Origin of the sequence: Sporosarcina sp. SG10008 (genome assembly GCF_044569405.1) — a bacterium.
GTDB lineage: Bacteria > Bacillota > Bacilli > Bacillales_A > Planococcaceae > Sporosarcina > Sporosarcina psychrophila.
This window is the reverse complement of the sequence record NZ_CP172607.1, coordinates 3,357,405-3,374,245: the sequence shown is the minus strand read 5'-3', so window position 1 is coordinate 3,374,245 and position 16,841 is coordinate 3,357,405. Positions and strand designations below refer to the sequence as shown.

Genomic DNA, 16,841 nt, shown 5'->3' with positions numbered 1-16,841 from the left:
GGAAAAGACTTGCTGGCTTATTACAATGAACTATTACGGAAAAAGCTGGAAGAAGTGAGGCGTCTCACCAAATGCCAATCAGACTTAGGGATAAAACAATCGGAATTTCAATCGGATGAAAAAAAGTGTCTGGAACCAGAATTATCTACGAGTACATGGCATGGTACGCTGGCCACTGCTTTTCAAGATATTCGTGAAGCGGGAATCCATACACCTTTCCTGGAAATAACCGGAGCCCAGTTCACGAACGTGTTTACTGCAATTGCTGACAAGATTAATTCGCTTAACGCTGAAATCGTTTCTATCGAACAGACCATTGCGCGTCTTGAGGCGGAAGCTAAGGAAGAAGCAGAGGAGGCAAAAACTAGATGACTACCGAAGTGAAAATAGTGTATGCAGATGTTGAAAGTAAAGTCAGTGACATGAGCAATGCAACCACATTGCTTAATCCGAAAGCAGAACCACCAATTACAGGGAATACACTGGATGTCGTGACGAAATTGACGGAGCTTTCGACTAAGCTAGAAACGTTACTAACGAGTTATCAAACGGTGCTTCTTGCTAATAGTGTAACGACTACCAATTCAGTCAAGTTTATGAGTGAATCCGATGAAAAAGTAGCATCTGTCATGCAGTGCACACTAGCAGGACCGAAGCAGGTGTCACAATGAAGGTACTGGACGTCAGCCCATTTGAAGAGGGTTTGCAGAACAATATTACTATGCTCAGCCGTTTGGAAGGTGAGATGAAAGCAATTGAAACTGCCGTTGGAGGGCTCGTTGCGCTGGATGATTCCCTGAAGGGACAAGGCGGGAACGCTATCCGAGCATTTTATAACGATTGTCATATGCCGTTCTTACAGTTTTTCACGACCTTTAAATCTTCTTATGACAGCGTTCTAAGCCAAATGAAATCCGCTCTCGACACGCTGGAATCGGCTTCGAACGGTTACATCCAAGAAAGTTTTCTCGAAGCGGACGTTAAACAAGGACTGACAACAATTGACCAATTAACGCTCACTTTGACGGACGAAGCGAATGCTATCATGGATGAAGTCAGTGACATCGTCGCTCTTCCGCACTTGAATGACAGCGAAGTGCACGAAGGCGTGAAACGTGCACAAACGAAGCAGGAAAAAACGGTCACTGATCTCCATGAATTCGATGCAACGCAGACAGCCGCATTAACGCAGATTGAAGCGGATTTGCTGACAATGGAACTGTGGTTGCTTGAAATAGAAGGTATGATGAGCAATGGCCTGACCGATATAGATTTTCAACCTGAACAGTGGGCGGAGCAATCGGAAAACCAACCGCTCAAAACAGAACTGCAACACCGAGTTGACGTTATGAATGGCGTTGTCGAAGACGGTTCAGAGGATGTAACGGGAGAGGTATCAACAGCTTCTGCCAATGGCTATGTAATGATGTTGAAAGAAGCTGTCGGTTTGGCAAAAAAAGCGAACAGTACGATTACTGGAGGGCTTTCTAGTTTTGGCATGTATGTTGCAGGTAAAGACGGTGGTTTGAGTACTTCAAGACACTTAAATCTGCAAACAGGCAACTATTCATATCGCATCAATGCAACCCAAACCGCATTAGACCGTTTAAAGGTCAATCCCGATGCGAGAGCACTTAAAGAACTCATGGCAGGACTTCCTAAAGGGAATAAAAAATGGTCTCCGAAGCATTATGGCATTCAAGCTACCAATCAGGCGATGCTGAAGTTTGCGTCACAGAAACCGGGACAGAGCGGCTGGTCAGGTACTGGAGAGAGTGTACTGAAAAAGCATCCAACTTTGGCTTACTGGAATGACCAAGCAACCATTAAACAACAGGCAAAAACAATAGGAACAGCGACCATTAAAGGCGCAGGTAAGTCCTTTACGGATGTCGTTGATTTTAAAGGCATTGCGAATAGCGGCATTGTAAAAGGAGCTGCTAAATCACTCGCACCTTTAGGAGCAGGTCTTAGTTATTATAGTAACTATTCTACAGCGAAAGACGAAGGACTAGACGACGGTGCAGCTGCAGGTAGGGCAACAGTTGACACGGCAATCGATTTAGCGATCGGCGGCGCAGTACAAGTCGGATTCACTGCAGCCGGAACAGCGCTCATCCCAATACCGGGTGTAGGTACAGCAGTCGGTGTAGTGGCAGGAATAGCAGTGAACTCCTTATTGAATGTTAAATTTGGAGATGACGATAAATCAGCAATGGACCATATTAAAGGGTGGTTCCATTGAGCGAAGAAAGGGTGCATTTGATGTCCTCCAAACGAACAGTAGAAGATTTCGAAGTACTGAGAGGACCTCTTGAATCGGGTAGACAACGTCCCTCCGCTTTGGCGGGTATCCTTGTTCTATGCGTATTTTTACAGGCATTACTATTTTCACTGGAATACTTTGTTGCAGGAGATGTGACAGCTTATCCATACAAAGATGAAATATTGAAGGTTCATTTCTGGATAACGGCGGGACTTATTGTGCTGTCTCTTATTTATGCAATTCCAGCAGTGTATAAAAGAAGTGGCAAGGTCCAGTATTTACTGTCCATCTTAGTAGCCCAAAACCTATTTTCCGTTTCTCTTTTTATCTGTGCATTATTTTTCATCGGAAAGAAAGGGGAAGGCTCGTCGGTTGCACCAGAATCACTTCTGAATTTCACCTATATCACACTCCTGATAGGGTTACTGGTTTTTATCGCAACATTCGTTCGTTTCGCTATTTTACTGCGCAATGGACATTATCGCAAAGGGTCGAAAAAAGATGTGCTTAGAACACGGTTTGAAACAAAATCGTACATACCAGCCGCTGTTCTTGGCGGAATTGGATTGGTCTTTGTGATCCAGTACATTGCCAGGACCTCTGCAATCACAGATATCAATATCATGGTTGTCATTGCGATAGGCATTTTACTGTTCTACGTAATGCTATTCATCCTGCCCGAGCAGCTCGTCATCTTGTATTGCAAGTTCCGTTTTAAAAGCTTTAATTTTAATGAACAAGGAAACTTATATAACGAAAAGTGATGTTAGAAAGGGTGTTTGTAAATGGGAATCGAAAAACGTTCACTGACTTTCAATAACGTACTAACATATGAAACAGAACAAAAAAAAGAGAACTGGCAAGAAGCTATCTTCATGCTAGAAGAGTTCACGCTCAATAAAGATGTCTACAAAAACGGTCCGGTGTTTTTCTCGTTTGTTCAAAACCTAGGGGATGAAACGTCTGGAAAATTCACCTACTACTTGCCGATCAGCAGTCCAGTCGTTTTAGTAGATGACTCTGACTTTACTTTCCAAGAAAACCTAAGCATCGGAAGTGCATTGGTCCTGCGGCAGGCGGATGAAAAAGTGGATTTCGCGGCTGCCCATGAGGAAGTAAAGGCATACGCCAATACGCAACAAATTGAATTGGACACTACCTATTATTGCGTTTTACTGGATGTCTACGGAGATATCATCATCGATCTCTATGTGCCGATAAAAGGGCAGGGCGATGCATGATGATTGCAGAAAACCATCAGATTGCATACCGCAATGTCGCGTCCAAACTATATAACTTTCTACCCGAAGAAATTGACCTTGCTTTAACGGATTTTGTCTCGATTCTAGACGAGTATGGCTATCAAATTACGGGACCGATGTTCTTTTCAATCATCAGTAATCCGACCGATGAAGTCATGACAGCTGAATTATTCCTTCCCATTAAAGGGAAGCATTTTACAATCCCGAAGGAAGCAGAAGTTAATTTCCACAGCTATTTCCTAGTTGACCGTATGCTCACGACACGAATCAAAGGCGATTTTGAAGTGGAAGCACAGGTAAAGTATTGGGAGCTCATGGAGTATATGAACACACATGAAAAAACTCAAAAAACACCTATTTTTGTTGAGTACAAAAAAAGCCGCGCGGGGCAGACCTATACGGAGATGAGTGTAGGAGTTTTATAATACTTATTTTGAAGATTGGGTCAAAAAAACCTTGACTGGCTTTAAGTCTTTCAAGGTTTTTTGAGTTTGGAGGTGTGCTATTCGTTGCTACTCTCATCCGATTTTCTATTTTATTGAAAAGAGGGAAGTATCGAAAGGGATCGAAACGAGATGGACTCCTAGCGAAATTCGAAACGAAAACGTATATTCCAGCCGTTATTATTGGAGGTACTGGACTTGTGTTTATCGTTCAATTTGTCGTGAGAACGTTCAATTTGGCTGATATCGAAGAGGCTGTCATAACAGTCCTATGCTTTGCCGTATTCTATACGATGATTTTTGTATTGCCCGAGCAGCTCGTCATCTTGTATTGCAAGTTCCGCTTCAAAAGCTTTAATTTCGATAAAAGGGGTTATATGAACTCTGAAGACTAAGATGTAGGAAAGAAGTTATTTTCCATTATGAGCAATCCCACTGCCGAACTGTTTATTCCAATTGAAGCAGAAGAGGAAATTAATTTCAGCAGTTATTTCCTGAACGACCGCATGATTATGACTCGACTAAAAGATGACTTTGATGCCCAATCACAGGTAACGTTTTGGGAGCTTCTCACCTATATTGAAGAGCATGAAATGAGTCGAAAAACGTCTATATTCATAGAGTTCAAAGAAACGAATGCAGGGCAAACCAATGTGGAGATGTCTGTAGGGGTGCAATGATGAACAGGCGATGCGTTACTATTTGCAATTTGATTAGGAGGATTCGCATGAAAAAAACCATATTTTTTTTGATAGTAGTTTTACTATTGGCAGGATGTGCCTCAAAGGATAATAATAGGGAAAAAGGGGCTGAAGAAAAAGTGGATAAAACAGTTGAACAACAGACACTTTCATTACAATTATTGAAAGCAGACGAAGAAGCCGGGGTAACGATTGAAAATAGCGAAGTCTATAAAGAGTTAAATCGAATGATTATGGAAAATGCAGACATGGGACTCGCCAATGATTTCAGTATTAATATTATTGATATCGTGGACAGTGGAACAGAAAACGCTTCATTGCTTTTCTTAGCCATCAATCGTTTGGATGAACCCATGAAAAACATCAAGTTCGACTATACATTAGGTCATGATAATGGTGCATTTGTGTGGGAGGGCGTTGAAGTGGACCTTTCCGAGCAGGAAACAGGTATCATTCAACCGAATCATGCAGTTCCATTCTCTCTGAGCATAACGCCTGAACAAGAAGCACTCATCGACACACTTGAACAAGATAACCAAGTCGTGAAGATGGATAACTTTAAATTTGATTCAGTAAATTAATGAAAGCGTTGCAATGCTACTTATGATTGCAACGTTTTTAGATATTCGTATTTATAATTTAATTGGTGATGCAATAAAAAAGAGAACAACAGGTATCATTAATAAAGTTTCATCTTGGTATGACGGATAGGAGAGTATCAAAATCGGGGAAAATAGAATCGATACAATTACATTATCTTATTTAAAATTCCAAACGCCTAAGGAAAACAGATCTAATATTATTTGTTTTTTCTTAATATTATTATATGTAATTGGTGTAATTCCAATTTTAGGAGTACCATTTTCGTTTATTTATTTTATGGCGGCAATTGTGCCGGTAGCAATCCTACAAATTTGGGCATTACTTTATTTATTCGCCCCATACAAATTTGAGAAGTCCTATTATCTCTTTTTTGGTGTATATGGGGTTGTTAATACATATGTCTATTTTTTAGCAATACAAAAGTTATTGTATCTTCACTTAGGAGCAGAAGGGAAAGGTCCTTTTATTATTGGATTTCTTCTCTTTATCGGCTTACTGGTAACGATGAACTGGTTGAATATAAAGGCGCTGTACACAGGAACATATCATAAAATGCAACAGATGGAGAGTATTAATGTTAGATGGTTATCATTCGCAGGATTAGGTTATGTAATCGGCCAACTTATATTAACGTTTGTCTATAGTGAGTCCGCAAAAATGATGATTTTCATTTTTTTAATTTCACTATTATCAATTATAACAGCATATTTTTCTGTATATCTGCATCGTTACTTTTATATTGTCAAAAACAAGGATCTTGTAAAGCAGGTTTATCCGGAATTTAGTTTACCACTGAAAGAAAGACAAGACGGATCTAAAAAAAGTAATAGAAAGAAGTGAAGATATGATTCCAGAGTTTACGGAAAATGATATTTTCGTTATGTTGCAAACGCTGAATACAAAGTCAATCATCGGTTTTTCCAATCCATTTATAGCGTTAACAAAATAGGAAATAGAAAAGGAATGGGAGAAAACGTATAAGAAATTTCATCTTCGTGGGCTTGTTAACCTCGTCGACGGTGAAGTTAAGTTAGAGGAAGTGTTCGCCAATGCGCTCTGGATTATGTCCAGAACGAATTTGACTGTGGAAATTCTTACTGACGGAAAAAAGAAAAGCGTATTTTATTTCGGTACAGAGAATGTAGTTGAATGCTCTAAAACTTTGGGGAATAATTACACGCTCTATATGCACGGGGCTCCTAACGACACATGGAATGGCGTCATCTATCCACGTATACTTACTGGCGTTGAAAAACAACACGTGCAAATGAAGGATAGGATTCTTATTCCGACATCTATGAATAATACATGCGTGGAAAAAGATGTAGTTTTGGATACCGATAAACTAGGGCCGTTCAATGAAAGTCCTAATTTGAACAGCGTAACTAAAAAGTTGAATCATCCCATTATAGTAAACTTATACATAGTCAACAGTAATTTTTAATCATGATTGGAGAGTCTCGAAATGAAGAAGCTACTTGGAATTTTATTCGCCGCAATACTATTAGTGGGGTGTAATGCCGACAATGACCAAAAACCGCAGACGGGAGAGAAAGAAAACGTAAAAAAAGAGATAGAGCAACAAGCGCTTTCGATGCAAGTATTAAAAGTAGACGAGGAAAATGGCGTCACGTTGGAAGAAGAGATGTATCAACAATTGTCCGGACTTGTAGAAGTCAATCCCGATATTGGGGTTGCGGAAGACTTTAGTATTCATGCAATTGACTTTGTAGAAAAGAGTGCAGGCGAGAGTGTCATGTTATTTTTAGGAATTAACCGATTGGAAAAGGGAATCAAAAATATTACGTTAGAATACACGTTGGGCGTTGAAACGGAGGATACTATAAAATATGTATTCAAGAGTGAAAAAGTAGACCTATCCGAATCATTTGCAGGTGTTATTCAGCCAAACCATGCGATTCCATTTACCCTTCCGGTTACACCTGAGGGGAAAGAACTGCTTCAATTGATGACTGAAGAAAACAAAACTGTGAAAATTGAAAACGCTAAATTCGAATTGGAAAAATAACTAAAATGCTACAGCTTTTTACGAAGTTGTAGCGCCTATTATGTTTAAAGTATGTAGGGAGGTAGGTCTAGAAAACGTGAAGAAAATAATAAGGAACGTATGGGAAGTATTGAAGCAATCTGCTTCGGAAATTAAGGCGACTTGGAAGTTTAGTCAACTCGTACAAGGAAGAAGTAAAAAGATGAGAATGTATGTATTAGTTTATATGAATACCTGTTTTTTTCTTGTCTACGCAAGTCTTTGTTTTATTTCTATGATTTATATTCTGTTTGGTATCATAGGCGGCACAATCCTAGGAATCACGGAAAGCCCATATTGGTTCTTGTTATTTCTATTGCCAGTAGCCGCGCTGCCCTTTTTATATTTTGTACATAGCATTTGGACCTCAAACTATTCCGGCTTTAAAAAGGAATATTTAAAAACACATTTGATTCAAGTGCCTCAAGGGGATTGAATTTTCCAGTGCATTCCTATTGGCTGATATCGAGGATGCCTTCATAACAGTCATATGCTTTGTTTTATTCTATCCGATGATTTTTGTGTTGCCGGAGCAACTCGTTATCTTGTATTGCAAGTTCCATTTTAAAAGCTTTAATTTTAATAAGAGAGGTAGCTTATATAATGAAGAATAAGTAAAGAAACTATGCGGGGCGGACCTATACGGAGATGAGTGTAGAGCCCTTGAAGTGTCCAACGAATCGCCGCAAGTCTCCAACCATTCTGGAAAAGTGTCCAACCAACGAAGGAGTGTCCAACAAAACCCTCGAAGTGTCTAACCAATCGCCGTAAGCCTCCAACCATTCTCGAAAAGTGTCCAACCAACGAAGGAGTGTCCAACAAAACTCTCGAAGTGTCCAACGAATCGCCGCAAGTCTCCAACCATTCTGGAAAAGTGTCCAACCAACGAAGGAGTTTCCAACAAAACCCTCGAAGTGTCTAACAATCGCGGTAAGCCTCCAACCATTCTCGAAAAGCGTCCAACCAACGAAGGAGTGTCCAACCAATCGCCGTAAGCCTCCAACCTAAGCATGAAATTGTTCTTTTACCTAGATTGTGAGGTATTCTAAATAGTGTGACTACATTTAAGGGAGGCTTTTTTCCATGAAATATACGCAAATTAAACATACCGAACTCAACGCATCCAACATTATTATGGGGAATATGCGTTTGACACAGCTTTCTTTAACGGAAATAGAGCAGTTAATCCGCACTGCACTTGATGAAGGGATTAACTTCTTTGATCATGCAGATATTTATGGTCAAGGTAGGTGCGAAGAATTATTTGCCGAGGCGATTCAAATGAGCCCTAGTATTCGTGATAAAATGATTTTGCAGAGTAAATGTGGCATCAAAGGTCAAGAAAACTACTTTGATTTTTCCAAAGAACATATCCTCGACTCAGTTGACGGTATTTTAAAGCGTTTAAACACGGATTACTTGGACCTGCTGCTCCTTCATCGTCCGGATCCACTAATGGAGCCTGCTGAAGTTGCCGAGGCATTTGAGAAATTGCATAGCAGCGGAAAAGTAAAACATTTCGGGGTGTCGAACCATAACCCAGCACAGATCGAATTGTTGCAAAAATATACACCACATAAATTAGTAGTAAACCAAATTCAGTTTAGTATTGCACACACACCGATGATTGACGCGGGAATTGCGTTAAATATGAATATAGATCAAGCTATCAATCGTGATAGCAGTATACTAGAATACAGTCGTTTGCATGATATCACGCTACAAGCATGGTCACCATTTCAAAATGGGTTCTTTGCTGGTCCATTCCTTGGCGACTTAGAGAATTTTTTAGAGTTGAATAAAGTGATTGACGAAATTGCTGCCAACTATGACGTAACAAACACGGCCATCGCAACCGCCTGGATTAGCCGCCATCCAGCTAACATCCAAGTCGTACTCGGAACAACGAATCCTCAGCGATTAAAAGACGCATGTAAGAGCACAGATATTACGTTAACAAGGAAAGAATGGTACGACATTTATAAAGCAGCTGGAAATATCGTTCCGTAACGTATTTATTTTTCATGAATAAGACCGTAAAAGTGCCTCCCGACTAGTCTGGAGGTTTTTCTATCTTGAACTAATCTTATATCCAGGGGATGAACGATTATATCCCGCACTGAACAATCATATCTCCGCGTCAACCGATCATATCCCGCACAGCCCAAGCATATATCGCGCTAACCGATCATATCCCGCGTGGCCCAAGCATATATCGTGCTAACCGATCATATCCCGCGTGGCGCAATCATATCTCCGCGCAACCGATCATATCCCGCGTGGCGCAATCATATCTCCCCGCTAACCGATCATATCCCGCGCAGCCCGATCATATGTCCGCGCTAACCAATCATATCCCACGGGGCCCGATCATATGTCCGTGCTAACCGATCATATCCCACTGCAGACCAACCATAGATGATACCGAATGCCGCCCGTACAATCCTACTACTGAGAATTATCGATAGTTGTGCGAGGAAGGCAAGCCGGAAATTAGCGCAAATCCATTCAAAGTTTGGAAGCACTTAGTTGCTTCCAAGGAGCTATATAAACAGTAGAATATCGGACAAACTTTGGACCTTCAAACCTAATCACGATATTAAAGTAATATCTCACTATAATAATAGGCGCACTATTCAAATTAGTTTAGAATTCGAAGTAAATTCACTGTCAAACAATTTGTAGATTTGTTATATTAAATCTGTAGTCTGACAATCTACAAACAATATGAAAAGGGGGAGTTAAGTAGTGAAACGGTTTTTAGTAGCATTTTTATCCATCTATATGGCAATTACGATGGCATTGCCAGCATCAACGTTAGCTGCCCAAACAGTTGATACTGTCCAAGTTAGCCGAGCGACCCAACTAGAGGTTAGCCAATCCCTATTCTCACTTACGGAGATTCGCGATGTAGAGTTGGAAGTTGATTTTGGAAAGAAAGTAGACCTAACCAAACTGGAATTTCAATTTGGTGGGAAAAGTCTATCGGAGTGGAAGATGTGGGATGCGAAAGCGGAATCATATTCTGGGGATCCATTCATCATTGTTAAAAAAGAACCACACTATGTCGGCGGTACAACTAAGATTGCCGCTGAACTAGAGTTTGGACTACCTTTTAATACGGACAATCTATCAACACGGTCAATCCGTGTCATCTACAAAGAGCTAATTGGAGACTATGAACTTGCTCTGGTTGATGCTGCAAATGATTTAAATGCATCAACGACTGTAAAGTTAAATGTCTATGACCAATATCTCGACTGGGAAGCTATTAAGCCATCTATTGATAGTATTTTTGCCGAGTCAAATAAATTAAACGATCGCTATTTAGAGTATCAAAGCCCAGGTAAATCTGTCGAGGGCCGCGACTTTCACCTTGTAGTACTTGCAAAAGATAAAGAAGCAGTGGATAAGTATCTCAATCAAACACTACCGACTGCGCTTGAAAATCCGGAAGAGCTAATGAAGAAGATTAAAGACGGCACGATGGGTGATTATCAAGTTCCAGTCTGGTTCAATAATATCCATCCAGATGAAGTGGAAGGAATCGACTTCCAAACAGAGCTGCTAAAGAAATTCGCGATGGAATCACAAGTGAAATTCACATCAACGGATAAAAATGGTGATTCTGAAGAAGTCATTTTGGATATGGACAAAGTATTAGATAATATTATTTTTATCTTTAACTTTTCACATAACCCGGACGGACGTGTCCTGAATACGCGCGCTAATGCACTTGGATTTGATTTGAACCGTGACAATGCTTACCAAACACAGGTCGAAACGATTCAATTGAATCAGGAAATTGCGAAGTGGACACCGCTTACAATGGTAGAAGGGCATGGCTATGTAAATGGATTCTTAATTGAACCGGCTACACCGCCGCATAACCCGAACTTTGAATATGATTTACTTATTAAAAGCATGACTGAACAGGCACATGAAATGGGGAAAGCGGGAATTGGTAATTCTAATTTAACTTCTTATTTCCTAGCTTCAGAAGGCTATAAAGATGGATGGGATGACATGGGTCCTTCCTATACACCTATCTTTTCAATGCTTCATGGAACTCTTGGACATACTGTCGAGGTGCCAACTTTAAGTCAGGACTCTTTACGCGCTATGGTAGGTACTGGCCTTGGAGCTACAAACTATGTCCTTGAGAATAAAGACGAGTTATATTTAAACCAGCTTGAAATTTTTAGTCGTGGAATTAAAGGACAAGACAATCGTCTCGTTGATCCATTGTTAACAAATGCAGCTGGAGAGTCAATTGGTCGGGTTCGAGGGGATCATGAAAACTTCTTCCCGGATTACTATGTATTACCGGCTGATGCAAGAAATCAGAAGAACGTGCTAGAAGTTTATAATATGGTAACGTATTTAATCCGCAACGGTTTAACAGTTGAACAAACGACTAAAGACATAATGATTGAAGCAACTACTTATCCGAAAGGAACTTATGTTGTTCCGATGAAACAAGCAAAGCGCGGCTTGGCGAATGCGATGCTTTATAAAGGCGATGACGTTTCTGATTGGGAAGCAATGTACGATCCCGTAGTCGTTAATTTCCCAGCGCTTAGAGGTTTTGACGTCGTTGAAGTACGTTTTGGAGAAGAAGAAGGATTCGAAGGAAATACAACTAAGGTTAGTGCAATCGAAGTTCCAGCAAGCGAAGTTAAGAAAACGGCTACTAGACAAGTACTAAAAAACACTAATAATGACACAATCAAACTTGTGAACAAACTCCTTGCAGAAGGAAAACAAGTCGGCTTGGTGCAAGAGGAAAAATTCGGATTCCGTAAAGGCGATTTCGTAGTTAATACAAATGATTTACTATCCTACGTCGAGGATTATACCTTTGAAGCGAATCCTTTACCAGCATACAATGCGTTTGAAATAAAGTGGATTTCGGAGCCAAAGGTAGCAGGAAGTGGTTCTAGTCAATTGGCATTTTCGTTGAAAGAGCTAGGCTTTAAGCTAGTTGATGAGAAAAATGCAGAAGTCATTATCTCTGATAGTACTTTGCCGCAAGATTTATCAGGTAAAACGTTCGTAGGTATTGGTAACAGTGTACTAAAAGCTGTTAAAGATGCAAAGTTACTAGAAGGATTCGATTATGTAACGACTCAAGGTGGACATGAAGGACTTGTGAAAGCGACAGTAAATGTCAATCACCAATTAACTTCTGGTTATAAGGCAGATGAACTTCTATATACAACGAGGGGTTCATGGATAACTGAAGTGCCTGTGGATGCTGAAGTATTGGCAACAGTCAAAAATACGGATGATTTCTTCGTTTCGGGATGGTGGCCTGGACATGAAGGAGCGCAGGGGCAAACATTCGCCTTTACGCAGCAGTTGGAAGATTCAACAGTGACGCTATTTGCGAACGACTTAGCATTTAGAGCCCACACGAAATACTATTACCGCATGCTTGCGAATAGCATCTATGCTTCGGCAAGTGAAGATACAACGGCAGAGTGAGTAGTTGATGCGAAACCGGCTACCGCCAAGTTAAATTCGAAGCAAAATAGAAAATTTCAAAGTATTAAGGGGACCCAGTCATTAATACAATGACTGGGTCTATTTGCTTCTGCTAAATTGAAATCTCTAGGATTTGTCATTTTCATAGGCAGGTCATTCATATACTAGCTGGAGCCGATCATATCCGCGTGCAGACCAATCATATCTCCGCGCTAACCGATCATATTCCGCGTGACCCAATCATATCTCCGCGCGAACCGATCATATCCCGCGTGGCGCAATCATATCTCCGCGCAGCCGATCATATCCCGTGTGGCCCGATCATATCTCCGCGCAGCCGATCATATCCCGTGTGGCCCGATCATATCTCCACGCAGCCGATCATATCCTACGCGACCCGATCATATCTCGACACAGCCGATCAAATCCCGCGCTAACCGATCATATCTCGACGTAGCCGATCAAATCCCACGCGACCCGATCATAACTCCGCGCTACCGATCATATCCCACGTGGCCCGATCATATCTCCGCGAAGCCGATCATATCCCCCGATGAACCGATCATATCTCGACATAGCCGATCAAATCCCACGCGACCCGATCATATCATGACGCAGTCGATCAAATCCCGCGCTAACCGATCATATCATGACGCAGTCGATCAAATCCCGCGCTAACCGATCATATCATGACGCAACCGATCATATCCCAAGTGACCCGATCATATATCAGCCCCAACCAGTTTTTTCAGGGTATTCAATAAACTCAAAGTCTGTTAAGGTAATTATATAGTTCAAGAGGGATGCCTTCAGCCTGATCGCTATGAATGATTGGGATAAAGGAAGGCGTTTTTTCATGCCTATAAACAGGTTCATACCCAAGAGGGTTAATTGAAAAGGAGGTTTTTGTTATGAAGAAAGTATTTACTGTCTTGCTGGCATTTACTATTGCGATAGGCTTCTCATTCAGTTCGGTGAATGTTGAGGCGGCTAGCCCGAAAGTCGTGACATATAAAAATTGCACAGAGTTAAACAAAGTGTATAAAGGCGGCGTAGCAAGATCTGCATCTATTAAAAATGTAGGCGGGGAAACGAAGTACAAGCCATTTGTATCTCAGGCAATCTATGATGCGAACAAAAAAAGCGACCGCGATAAAGATTTAATCGCGTGTGAAAAGTAACTATAAAAGTAACGAAACAGCTTCAGTCCAGATGGATAGGAGCTGTTTTTTACTATAGTGTCTGGCTAGGCTTGGTTGTTGTTACACTAATTCGGACTTCAAATTTATAAGTATCCGCTCCCGATGTTTCTTTTTACCAGCTACTTTTATACCGAATTACTGCACATATTCTGCGAGTGTAAATCCTCTCCTATACAACAAGTGGACAGACTTTTAAGTGCACGTTTGACTAATAATTTATTCATTCAGCTATAACGGGAGCCACTAAACCGTGCACGATACATTGTATTCCAAGGTGATTAAATCATAGTTCATTAACAGTGGTTAAAATTACAGTAATTCGTTACGTATTACTGATGTTGTGTAAGTGGGGTAGTTGCATTACGATAACTAAGTGTTACTGAAGGAAATTCCTTCATATAATATATCTTCCACTGTTAATCACCCACGGAAATTTAGAATTGAAGTTAAGATGCTTCTTGGGCATAATAGAGAAGAAGAGCTTTGATGATCTATTTTTAATTGAGATAGCTGAAGAGGCTCACCTAATAGGAAATGAGTTACTGCCCTATCTTGATAAAAGATGAGTGGGAGTTGAAAGTGATAGACTGTTATTGAACCCGTAGAAAGAAGTCGGACATGTTAGATGAATAGTAATTTATGACTTAAATTGATAAAACCACCTAGAAGGGGAGAATGTCGAATTGGTAATTCCGTTAACATTAAATCAATCACATGTATCTATAAGTAAGCTTGAGGAAGTATTTGGTACACAGGTGAAAACGATTCATCAAGAAATGAATAAGGGTACTTCTGAAGGTGCTGATTATTTGGGGTGGAAGAATTACCCGAATGAGATTTCGTCACATGAATTAGAGGATGCTCTGAAGGCGGCGAAAAAACTGCGTGAAAATGCAGATTTAGTTGTTGTCATAGGTATCGGAGGTTCTTATTTAGGAGCGAAAGCGATTCAAGACGCTCTATCACCGTATTTTGAAAAAAAGTCGGATGATCCTGAAGTACTCTTTGCTGGCCAAAACTTGAGCGGTGCATATATGAAACAATTATTAAGCTACATGGGGAGTAAAGAAGTTGCCATTATTGTTATTTCGAAATCTGGAACAACGACGGAACCTGCAATTGCTTTCCGGATTATGCTTGAATATATGGAAAACCGTTATGGTTCATCCGCAAGCGAACGAATTGTTGCGATTACCGATAAATCAGAAGGTGCTTTGAGGGAAATGGCTGTCCGTTCAGGATTTACGTCTTTCATTATACCAAATGATATTGGGGGCCGTTATTCTGTTCTCACGCCAGTTGGTTTAATCCCTCTTGCAGTAGCTGGTGTCGATATTGAACAACTCCTTGCAGGAGCAAAAAAAGCCATTCATGATCTCTCGAACGCAGATATAGGTTCGAATATAGCTTATCAGTATGCTGCTTTACGAACGCTACTGTTATCTGAAGGCTACAATGTCGAAATTTTAGCGAGCTTTTCCCCATCCTTTGAAACTTTCCATGAGTGGTGGAAGCAGCTCTTTGGTGAAAGTGAAGGGAAGGGCGGAAACGGTATTTTCCCTGCCGCCGTCGCATATCCTACCGACTTACATTCCCTCGGTCAATATATACAAGATGGTCAACGGATGCTCTTTGAAACGTTTGTCCATTTCACAGAAGAAGCGGAGGATTGTGCGATACCTTCATCTAAAGAAAACTTGGATGGCTTGAATTATCTATCGGATAAAACATTAAATGAAATAAATGAAGTAATGATGCATGGGGCTATGGAGGCGCACCGAGATGGAGGCGTACCTTTACTACGTCTTGAAGTGGCTAAGCAAGATGCCTATCATGTTGGTTATCTCATATATTTCTTCCAACTTTCATGTGCAATGAGTGCTTACTTACAGGGCCTAAATCCTTTCGACCAGCCTGGTGTTGAAGAATATAAAAACAATATCTTTAGATTGTTGGAGAAGCCCGGGCATGTAATAGCGGCTCTATAACAGGTGTAAGTTTTAGTGATCTACAACTTAATAAAATGAAGATCAGACATGTACGTAAATGTCTGATTTTTTTTTGTATATAGGAAATGATTGGGCTGGGGGGTGTATGTGATTGGTTATGTGGGGGTTATGATCGGTTGGCGGGAAATATGATCGTTGGTGTGGCGTTACTGATCGGTTGGCGGGAAATATGATCGAGCGTGTGGTATTACTGATCGGTTGGCGGAATATATGATCGTTCGTGCGGCGTTACTGGTTGGTTGGTAGGATATATGATCGTGCGTGTGGTATTACTGATCGGTTGGCAGGGTATATGATCGTTCATGCGGCGTTACTGATCGGTTGGTAGGAAATATGATCGTGCGTGAGGTAGTAATGACTGGTTGGTGGGATATATGATCGAGCGTGTGGTGTTACTGATCGGTTGGCGGGTTATATGATCGTTTGTGTGGCGTTATGATTGGTTGGCAGAGGATATGATCGTTCACGCAGGGTTATGATCGGTTGGCGGATTATATGATTGTTCGTGTGGTATTACTGATCGATTGGCGGAATATATGATCGTTCACGCGGCGAATGTGATTGATTACCGGTGGAATATGAACGTCCTATACAAGCGGATGAGTTTGAGGAATAATATTTGGCTAATAATGGATAAACTCTCTAAGGGTAGCGTGCACAAGGAGATAATTCTCTTTTGTGACAACAAAAAGTACAGTGGGAAAATTCGAGGCGATTCTTTCAGGCTAGCACAAGACTTTTGTAAACGAATGAATTACAATAGTATTCATAAGATAACAAAAACCGACAAATTTCGATAAAATGTAGGTTTTTTGTGGATT

Annotated in this window: 16 protein-coding genes; all 16 read left to right on the top strand. The window is 40.8% G+C overall.

The annotated features are described in order from the left end of the window. Positions 1-9: 9 nt before the first annotated feature. Positions 10-372: a DUF5082 domain-containing protein gene (locus ACGLYD_RS15920; RefSeq protein WP_067212631.1), complete on the top strand. Its 363-nt coding sequence runs from the start codon at positions 10-12 to the stop codon at positions 370-372. Further along, positions 369-671 carry a YwqI/YxiC family protein gene (locus ACGLYD_RS15915; protein WP_338655059.1) on the top strand — a complete coding sequence of 101 codons (303 nt, stop codon included), beginning with the start codon at positions 369-371 and terminating at the stop codon, positions 669-671. The genes ACGLYD_RS15920 and ACGLYD_RS15915 overlap by 4 nt, the downstream gene beginning before the upstream one ends. Continuing rightward, complete coding sequence (locus tag ACGLYD_RS15910) at positions 668-2,245, top strand: LXG domain-containing protein (RefSeq protein ID WP_340740733.1); 1,578 nt, start codon at positions 668-670, stop codon at positions 2,243-2,245. The genes ACGLYD_RS15915 and ACGLYD_RS15910 overlap by 4 nt, the downstream gene beginning before the upstream one ends. Next, positions 2,242-3,030 carry a hypothetical protein gene (locus tag ACGLYD_RS15905; RefSeq protein ID WP_399629158.1) on the top strand — a complete coding sequence of 263 codons (789 nt, stop codon included), beginning with the start codon at positions 2,242-2,244 and terminating at the stop codon, positions 3,028-3,030. The genes ACGLYD_RS15910 and ACGLYD_RS15905 overlap by 4 nt, the downstream gene beginning before the upstream one ends. 21 nt (positions 3,031-3,051) lie before the next feature. After that, positions 3,052-3,507, top strand: coding sequence for a hypothetical protein (locus ACGLYD_RS15900; protein WP_399629155.1), 456 nt, complete (start codon positions 3,052-3,054; stop codon positions 3,505-3,507). Then, complete coding sequence (locus tag ACGLYD_RS15895) at positions 3,504-3,953, top strand: DUF5085 family protein (RefSeq protein WP_399629153.1); 450 nt, start codon at positions 3,504-3,506, stop codon at positions 3,951-3,953. The genes ACGLYD_RS15900 and ACGLYD_RS15895 overlap by 4 nt, the downstream gene beginning before the upstream one ends. A gap of 74 nt (positions 3,954-4,027) precedes the next feature. After that, positions 4,028-4,366 (top strand): hypothetical protein, encoded by a 339-nt coding sequence (locus tag ACGLYD_RS15890; RefSeq protein ID WP_399629152.1) that lies wholly within the window; start codon positions 4,028-4,030, stop codon positions 4,364-4,366. Between the two features lie 27 nt (positions 4,367-4,393). Further along, a complete protein-coding gene (locus ACGLYD_RS15885; RefSeq protein ID WP_399629150.1) occupies positions 4,394-4,651 on the top strand; it encodes a hypothetical protein in 258 nt (85 codons plus the stop codon). A 47-nt stretch (positions 4,652-4,698) separates the two neighbouring features. Continuing rightward, positions 4,699-5,253 carry a hypothetical protein gene (locus tag ACGLYD_RS15880; RefSeq protein ID WP_399629148.1) on the top strand — a complete coding sequence of 185 codons (555 nt, stop codon included), beginning with the start codon at positions 4,699-4,701 and terminating at the stop codon, positions 5,251-5,253. Positions 5,254-5,563: 310 nt separating this feature from the next. Then, the gene (locus ACGLYD_RS15875) at positions 5,564-6,115 is read left to right on the top strand and encodes a hypothetical protein (protein ID WP_197485340.1); all 552 of its coding nucleotides are present in this window, start codon (positions 5,564-5,566) and stop codon (positions 6,113-6,115) included. Between the two features lie 223 nt (positions 6,116-6,338). Continuing rightward, entirely contained in the window at positions 6,339-6,719 is a 381-nt protein-coding gene (locus ACGLYD_RS15870; RefSeq protein ID WP_399629146.1) for a hypothetical protein, read from the top strand. A gap of 21 nt (positions 6,720-6,740) precedes the next feature. Continuing rightward, positions 6,741-7,304 carry a hypothetical protein gene (locus tag ACGLYD_RS15865; protein WP_399629144.1) on the top strand — a complete coding sequence of 188 codons (564 nt, stop codon included), beginning with the start codon at positions 6,741-6,743 and terminating at the stop codon, positions 7,302-7,304. Between the two features lie 1,101 nt (positions 7,305-8,405). Then, complete coding sequence (locus ACGLYD_RS15860; protein ID WP_067212603.1) at positions 8,406-9,332, top strand: aldo/keto reductase family oxidoreductase; 927 nt, start codon at positions 8,406-8,408, stop codon at positions 9,330-9,332. 738 nt (positions 9,333-10,070) lie between these two features. Further along, positions 10,071-12,809 carry a M14 family metallopeptidase gene (locus tag ACGLYD_RS15855; protein WP_399629142.1) on the top strand — a complete coding sequence of 913 codons (2,739 nt, stop codon included), beginning with the start codon at positions 10,071-10,073 and terminating at the stop codon, positions 12,807-12,809. A 911-nt stretch (positions 12,810-13,720) separates the two neighbouring features. After that, entirely contained in the window at positions 13,721-13,990 is a 270-nt protein-coding gene (locus ACGLYD_RS15850; protein ID WP_187045853.1) for an excalibur calcium-binding domain-containing protein, read from the top strand. Positions 13,991-14,694: 704 nt separating this feature from the next. Continuing rightward, the gene (locus ACGLYD_RS15845) at positions 14,695-15,999 is read left to right on the top strand and encodes a glucose-6-phosphate isomerase (protein WP_399629140.1); all 1,305 of its coding nucleotides are present in this window, start codon (positions 14,695-14,697) and stop codon (positions 15,997-15,999) included. Positions 16,000-16,841: the final 842 nt, after the last annotated feature.